We start from the raw sequence: 7,459 nt of genomic DNA on the forward strand, positions 1-7,459 counted from the left end.
GAACGTCATGTTGAAAATGATAAGGCAATGGATAGTAGGTTAATGATTGATTTATATGAGAAAAATTCTGTGGGTTTAACTACTCCAGAAATTACTAAAATTTACGAGGAAGAATATACAAAACTCAAGGAGGCAAAAGATAGTAATCTCTGGGAAAAAATTAATGACTATCTATTTTATGGATTGTCTTGGTGTGCTGCAATAGGATTTTTTATTCTGTTGATTTTTAAGAAAACTATACAAAGTTGGGAAGCTCATCCAATTAATACTTTTGGCAATTGGTTAGGCAATCAAATTAGTAGTATTAGACTATTGTTAAATTTATTTCTAAAACTTTATAGGAAACAACTCATTAACCCGTTCTTCCTTATAACTTTATGTTTTTTGTTTATAACTTCACTTTTGAATTTAATACAACCTATTGATGTGTTAGATAGGATAATGACGACCTCTATAAGCCCTGAAGTTATCATTCAAGAAATTAAAGATTATGCCGAACGTCATGTTGAAAATGATAAGGCAATGGATAGTAGGTTAATGATTGATTTATATGAGAAAAATTCTGTGGGTTTAACTACTCCAGAAATTACTAAAATTTACGAGGAAGAATATACAAAACTCAAGGAAGCAAAAGATAGTAATCTCTGGGAAAAAATTAATGACGATCTATTTTATGGGTTGGGATGGTTTGCTGCTTTAGCACTTTTGATTCTGTTAGTTTTTAAGGAAGCTATACAAGGTTGGGTAACTCATTTCATTAATATCTTTGGCAAATGGCTCTACAATCAAATTGCTGGTTTTGAATTGTTTTGGAATTACTCTTTAAAATGCTATAAAAAAGGTCTCATTAATAAACACGAACAACTAAAAATTCCTTTTCGTCCGAATCGTCCTTTAAGTCTGCAAGAAATTTATGTCGATTTGCAATTCTTGGAAAAAGCTAATAATGAACCAATTAATTTTTCTGAGATTAAAAAATGTAATCGTTTAGTTATTAAGGGGCAACCTGGAGCTGGAAAAACACTTTTATTAAAATATCTTGTTCTCTCTTGGGCGAGGGAAAAATTAAACAGTTCCTCTAATGAGTATGTGCCGATTTTGTTAGAGTTATATCGCCTCAATGAAATAGAAATTTCTGCCCTCAATATGGAAGTCTTAAAACAGAAATTAGTAGCAGCTTTAGATAGAGATGATTTTCCTAAAGCAAATTCTTTTGTCGAGCGAAATCTGGAAAAAGGAAAATTATTTCTGTTATTTGATGGATTAGATGAAGTGAAAAGTTTGATTCGCCCTCAAGTTGTGGGAGCTATTAATGACTTATTAGATAAATACGATAAATGTCGAGCAATTATTACTTGTCGGGCAGCAGTTTATCGGAATGATTTTGCTGAGTCTGTCGAAAAAACATTAGATATTAAAGAATTTAGCGACAGACAAATGCGACTCTTTTTAGAAGCATGGAAATCTCAAATGCCACCCGATAAATCTATCGATCAACTCATACAAACTTTGAGAGATAGACCTCTAATTATGGAGTTAGCTAGAAATCCTTTAATGTTGACTATTGTTGCTCATCTTTATACTGAACCTGCTTTTGTTTTGCCTCAGTCTCGGTCAGATTTTTATCAAGAATCTACTCATATTTTATTGAATCAATGGCAGAATAATTTTAATCAATATAAAGAGAGCGCTCATAAGCGGAGAGTGCTACAAAATTTAGCTTTATTTGCTCAGGATAATGCTAGTCAACAACAAAAGAATGACTTGAGTTTGGATTATGAAATTGTCATAGAACAAATTCAAAAAGTTTTACCCGATTTGAATCTTAATCCTGAAACAGATACTCAACCAATATTAAAAGAAATTGTGGAACGTAGTGGATTATTATTGGAAGTTGAGAGGGGAGATAAATATCAGTTTGCTCATTTAAGTTTGCAAGAATATTTTGCAGCAACAGCTTTGAGAGATAGAGAAAATGAATTAATAGAAAGGTTTAAAAATGATCGGGTACGTTGGCGAGAAACGGTTAAACTTTGGTGTGGGTTTGCCGGGAATAGTACAAATTTAATAGAGGTTATTTATCAGGAAGATTCTCTGACAGCTTTTGAATGTTTAGCCGATGCTCAAGAAGTTTCTCCTATTTTGGCAGAAAGAATTATTGAAGAGTTTAAGCAAAAATTGGTACAAGCAAATTCTGATGAAAATTTAGCTAGAGCTTTTGGAGCAGTTGCTTCTGATGTTCGTGAAAGAGGTAGGGGAAAAGTTGAAAAGTTGTTTTTGAGTTTCTAGAAAATGCTTTGAATGATTCTGAATCTCTGGATATTCGTAGGGCGTCTGTTAAGGCTTTATCTAAAACAAATTTGCCACAAGCAGCGAATATTTTGTTTAGATATTATGAGGATGTTAATTTCGTGGATGCTCGTCAAGCAATTATTAATATGGGAGATATTGCAGTTTCTTTATTGAAGGTTTTAGCGGAGCAAGGTTCGGAAATGGCAATGAGAGATTTAGTGAAAGTTGGTACTCCTTATGCGAGAGAAATTTTAAATGGTTTACTTGATTATCCTAATGAAAATGTTCAGAAGCAAGCTGCTTTAAATCTTGCGGAATTTAGTAGTCTAAATAATTAGGTTTTCTAGGAGTGATAAATATGGCAGAAGTTGATGAGGAATTTAATTTAAAAGATTGGGAATGGATAGAAGTTCCTTTTCCGCCATCGGAAAGAGAAGGCATGGCAAAAGTAGCTTGGTTCATTTGTTGTAAGTGTACTCCTGAAGAAATTTATCAACGTAAGATAGATCCAAGAATAGTAATTCCTTTGTGTGGGATAGTATTGCTGGATGAAATTGATCTTTCACAGTTAAAAATTTTAAAAAATTCTAGAGAAAATACTATTGAATATTACATAAGCTCTCTAATGTTTAAGCACATATCAAGATCAGGGCAAAACCAAGAAGATATTAATCGACTAATTGATTCAATGAATCCTAGCAAAAAATGGAAATCTCTATTTGAGACTTTGGATGTAAAGTTACAACTTTCCTTAGTGTATCGTCTTCTTACATTCCGTCGTCCAACTCGTGATGACTGGCGTAATATTTTTCTATATGTAGAACCTGGCTATTTAAAAGTGGGTTTTGTACTATTGATACAATTTTTGATGTTATTAACTTTGATGTTATTAACTTTGAAGCTAATTGAATCCGCTACTCTTTTAGCATATTTTTTAATACCTTTGTTTGAGTTCGTTGGCTTAGTTATGCTTATTAGTTTTGTCTTTCAAATAAACATAGAACATAAAGCCACTAATCCCCTGAAGCATATTTTTAAATCTGATAGTTTCTGAATCTAGCAAACCTAGATAGATTTAGTAACTGAAGATTAGTAACTAAAAAATTATTCTCAACCTAAAAAGGCAATAAATATTAAAGTTAAGAAGCTAAAATTACTCTGATGAAAATGTTGCTTTATTTAACTGACTTTCTCAAAACATTGAATAAGCGATCGCTCTTTAAACCTCACCCTTAATTTATTCCTAAACTCTAACTTTCTTTGATATATAGAAATAGCGATCGCTCTCTAATATTTCATCCTTAAAATATCAGTAATTTAAGTTGAAGGCCGATAACTGTTAACTAATAACTTAAGAGGCGATCGCTGACAAACTATACTATTTTTGGTTGAATAAAAAATCATGCATCTAGACGAACAACTCCATCTAAATTTTAGAATATCAGAAAAATTGTGAGGATGCAACCCCAAATCCTTTGACGCGCGATTTTTTTCTGGAGCTTCAGAGAATGAAAATGTTTGTGACTTTCCACTGGGTGGTAAAGAGCGAGCGCTTCCTAACATTCATCTTTAAATATCAGCAATTTGAGTTGAAGGCGGATAACTGATAACTGATGGAAAATTTAATCAGGAAAAAGCAAGCATTTAGGAGTGCTTTACAAGATGAAAGTATTTCTGTTATTGCTCTAGGAAAAATTATTGAACCTTTGATTGTCAGAAGGACAAGGAAATTTAGTTGGATAAAAAGTCATGCGTATAGGCGAGTAACCCCAGCTAAAATTTATGATATCAGAAAAATTATGAGAATGCAACGGAAAATCCTTCGACGCGCGATTTTTTTCTGGAGCTTCATAGAATGACAATGTTAGTGATTTTCCATTGAATCGAAAGGGCGATGCTTTCTCATCTTTCATCCTTTTAAATTGGTAATTTAAACAGAACACTGATAACTGAAAAGGCGATCGCCTGACGAGCCGATTTTTTCATGAGCTTTAGAAAATGAAAATCTTTCTGGTATTGCTTCTGGGAAAATTCCTGAATATTTCATTGCCTCTTACGAGAAAAAATAGTTGAATAAAAAGTCATATGTATAGGCGAACAACACCAGCTAAACTTTATAATATCAGAAAAGTTCTGAGGAAGCAACCGAAAATCCTTCGAGGCGCGATTTTTTTTGGAGCTTCAGAGAATGAAAATGTTGGTGATTTTTCACGAAGGAGGGATGGATGGAAATATTTCACGAGGGAAAACAACCATTTCCGGGTGCTTCACAAGATGAAAATTTTTCTGGCGTTGCTTCTAGGAAAATTCCTTTGACGCACCGATTTTTTCTCAGGTGCTTCAGAGAATGAAAATATTGGTGATTTTTCATGGAGGAGAGATGGATGGAAATATTTCACGAGGGAAAACAACCATTTCCGGGTGCTTCACAAGATGAAAATTTTTCTGGCATTGCTCCGGGGAAAAATTCCTTTGACGCGCCGATTTTTTTCAGGTGCTTCAGAGAATGAAAATGTTAGTGATTTTTCATCGAGGAGAGATGGATGGAAATATTTGATAATGGAAAAAAATGGATTGAGCGATCGCTAATCGTGAGGAAGCAACGGAAAATCCTTTGACGCGCCGAATTTTTTCAGATGCTTCAGAGAATGAAAATGTTAGTGATTTTTCACGAAGGAGAGATGGATGGAAATATTTGATTAGGGAAAAACAACCATTTCCGGGTGCTTCACAAGATGAAAATTTTTCTGGCATTGCTCCTGGGAAAATTCCTTTGACGCGCCGAATTTTTCTCAGGTGCTTCAGAGAATGAAAGTGTTAGTGATTTTTCATGGAGGAGAGATGGGTGGAAATATTTGATGAGGGAAAAACAACTATTTACGGGTGCTTCACAAGATGAAAATTTTTCTGGCATTGCTCCGGGGAAAAATTCCTTTGACGCGCCGAATTTTTTCTAGAGCTTTAGAGAATGAAAGTGTTGGTGATTTTTCATGGAGGAGAGATGGATGGAAATATTTGATGAGGGAAAAACAACTATTTACGGGTGCTTCACAAGATGAAAATTTTTCTGGCATTGCTCCGGGGAAAAATTCCTTTGACGCGCCGAACTTTTTCCGGTGCTTCAGAGAATGAAAATGTTAGTAATTTTCCACGGATGAAAATCTTTATGGCATTGTTTCTGGGAAAATTCCTTTGACACGCCGAATTTTTTCTAGAGCTTTAGAGAATGAAAGTGTTGGTGATTTTTCATGGAGGTGGCGATGGATGGAAATATTTGATGAGGGAAAAACAACTATTTATGGGAAGCTCTCACAAGATGAAAATTTTTCTGGGATTGCTCCTGGGAAAATTCCTTTGACACGCCGAACTTTTCTCAGGTGCTTCAGAGAATGAAAGTGTTGGTGATTTTTCATGGAGGAGAGATGGATGGAAATATTTGATGAGGGAAAAACAACTATTTATGGGTGCTTCACAAGATGAAAATTTTTCTGGCGTTACCCCTGGGAAAATTCCTGAATATTTGATTGCCTCCTAGCACGGAAAGAGCGATATAGCTGCCGCACTTGCTCCGCCAACGCGAAGCGGAACGGAGTTCTATCGCTCTTTTAGCAGGCTCTAAACTTAGAAATAACTGCTAAAAGCTGATTGCTGAAAGCTGACCACTGAAAGCTCATCGCTTATTAACTGCCAAATTCCTAAACTTAGTAAACTGAGGGTCAAACAATAACTTAACCGTACCAGTCGGACCATTCCGATGCTTAGTAATAATCACCTCAGCAATACCCTGGTCTGGAGTATCTGGGGAATAATACTCATCTCGATAAAGCATAATAACTAGATCGGCATCCTGCTCAATAGAGTTATGAACGACAATCTCATTTGCCACAAAATTATGGAGACCAGGTACAGTTAAATCAAAAACCTCCTCCTCTCCATCAGGCATTATTTCCACAATTTCATCCCATTCCACATCAATTTCCGTACACCCTTCCCACTCACGAGACTTAACTACAGACCCTAAATTCCCACCATATTTTGGCCTAAAATCTGCTTGAGACAGAAATTGCCCACAATACAATATTGAACATTTAAGCATTTTTTGACTCAAAATAGCAAGAGAATCCCCAATATTCAGACTATTCAACTGTTTCCAACCCCCCATAGAAAAGAAAGGATGATTAGCCGTCGCCCTAATCAATTTTCCCGAAGAAGTTTGCAGACGAAAGATAGGTTTAACCCCAGTAGGAAACACCCGACTAACCATCGCCGACTCAAATTTCCCAGTCTTCTCATTCAAAGCAAAAACAGCAAAATTCGACTTACCAACCAGATGAGAAATAGGAATCTTCTTACCATTAACCAAATAAATTAAACTTTCCCCAGTCAAACAACCAGACTCTCTCAAGTCAGACATCATCGGTCTTTTATTAGTTCGAGACTCCACACTTCTACTAAGTTGAGACAAAGCAATAATCGGCACCGAAAGTTCCCGCGCCAAACCTTTTAAATTTCTAGTTATTCTTGCCAACTCTAAAACTCGATTATCAGTATTACTTCCCTCCATTAACTGTAAATAATCTAATAAAATTAATCCTAAAGCGCCACCTTGTTCACTTTGAAGTTGTCTAGCTTTAGAACGAATTTCATTCACAGTAATATTAGGAGTATCATCAATAAAAATAGGCATTTCAGAAAGATTACCAATAGCAGAAGTTAAAGGTTCCCATTCATTCTGACTAATACGCCCAGACCGCAATCTATTACTTTCAATTCTTGCCTCACTAGCTAATAGTCTTAAGACCAATTGTTCTTTAGACATTTCCAAACTAAAAATAGCAACTGGTAATTTGAGATTAGCTGCAATACTATGACCAATATTTACAGCGAAGCTAGTATTATGAAGGCAAATATCATTAGCTACAAAATTATGAGTTTCTGGCACAGTCAGATCGTATACTTGCTTTTCTCCTACTGGTTCTATTGAAATAATTTCATCCCAGAAAATCTCACTATTTTCTAATTGCTCACTCCAGGAATTCTGTTGTCTGACTAAATTTAATCTGTCGGAGTCGAAATCTAGATTTTCTGATGGAAAATCTCTCATATCTGTCAGAGGATTTTTTCCACAGATAGTATCAATAGTCGTTAAATTCTCTGAATTTTTAGA

General features: G+C 35.0%; 9 protein-coding genes. 8 read left to right on the forward strand and 1 reads right to left on the reverse strand.

The features are described 5' to 3' along the window. From F6K22_RS14440 to F6K22_RS14475, 8 genes are all read left to right on the forward strand, one after another. Nucleotides 1-2,289: NACHT domain-containing protein (locus F6K22_RS14440; RefSeq protein ID WP_293098772.1), on the forward strand; the 2,289-nt coding region annotated here is incomplete at its 5' end. An 8-nt stretch (nucleotides 2,290-2,297) separates the two neighbouring features. Beyond that, the gene (locus F6K22_RS14445; RefSeq protein ID WP_293098775.1) at nucleotides 2,298-2,630 is read left to right on the forward strand and encodes a HEAT repeat domain-containing protein; all 333 of its coding nucleotides are present in this window, start codon (nucleotides 2,298-2,300) and stop codon (nucleotides 2,628-2,630) included. A 20-nt stretch (nucleotides 2,631-2,650) separates the two neighbouring features. Beyond that, nucleotides 2,651-3,346 carry a hypothetical protein gene (locus tag F6K22_RS14450; RefSeq protein ID WP_293098777.1) on the forward strand — a complete coding sequence of 232 codons (696 nt, stop codon included), beginning with the start codon at nucleotides 2,651-2,653 and terminating at the stop codon, nucleotides 3,344-3,346. Between the two features lie 559 nt (nucleotides 3,347-3,905). After that, nucleotides 3,906-4,151, forward strand: coding sequence for a hypothetical protein (locus F6K22_RS14455; RefSeq protein WP_293098780.1), 246 nt, complete (start codon nucleotides 3,906-3,908; stop codon nucleotides 4,149-4,151). A gap of 574 nt (nucleotides 4,152-4,725) precedes the next feature. Then, nucleotides 4,726-4,881, forward strand: coding sequence for a hypothetical protein (locus F6K22_RS14460; protein WP_293098783.1), 156 nt, complete (start codon nucleotides 4,726-4,728; stop codon nucleotides 4,879-4,881). A gap of 25 nt (nucleotides 4,882-4,906) precedes the next feature. Next, entirely contained in the window at nucleotides 4,907-5,104 is a 198-nt protein-coding gene (locus F6K22_RS14465) for a hypothetical protein (protein ID WP_293098786.1), read from the forward strand. An 83-nt stretch (nucleotides 5,105-5,187) separates the two neighbouring features. Continuing rightward, nucleotides 5,188-5,424: a hypothetical protein gene (locus F6K22_RS14470; RefSeq protein WP_293098789.1), complete on the forward strand. Its 237-nt coding sequence runs from the start codon at nucleotides 5,188-5,190 to the stop codon at nucleotides 5,422-5,424. A 60-nt stretch (nucleotides 5,425-5,484) separates the two neighbouring features. Beyond that, complete coding sequence (locus F6K22_RS14475; protein WP_293098791.1) at nucleotides 5,485-5,685, forward strand: hypothetical protein; 201 nt, start codon at nucleotides 5,485-5,487, stop codon at nucleotides 5,683-5,685. Between the two features lie 277 nt (nucleotides 5,686-5,962). On the opposite strand, the gene dnaB is transcribed toward F6K22_RS14475, so the two are convergent. After that, the coding region (dnaB, locus tag F6K22_RS14480) for a replicative DNA helicase (protein WP_293098794.1) at nucleotides 5,963-7,459 on the reverse strand (1,497 nt) is incomplete at its 5' end.

It is taken from the genome of Okeania sp. SIO2F4 (assembly GCF_010672385.1).
Taxonomy (GTDB): domain Bacteria; phylum Cyanobacteriota; class Cyanobacteriia; order Cyanobacteriales; family Microcoleaceae; genus Trichodesmium.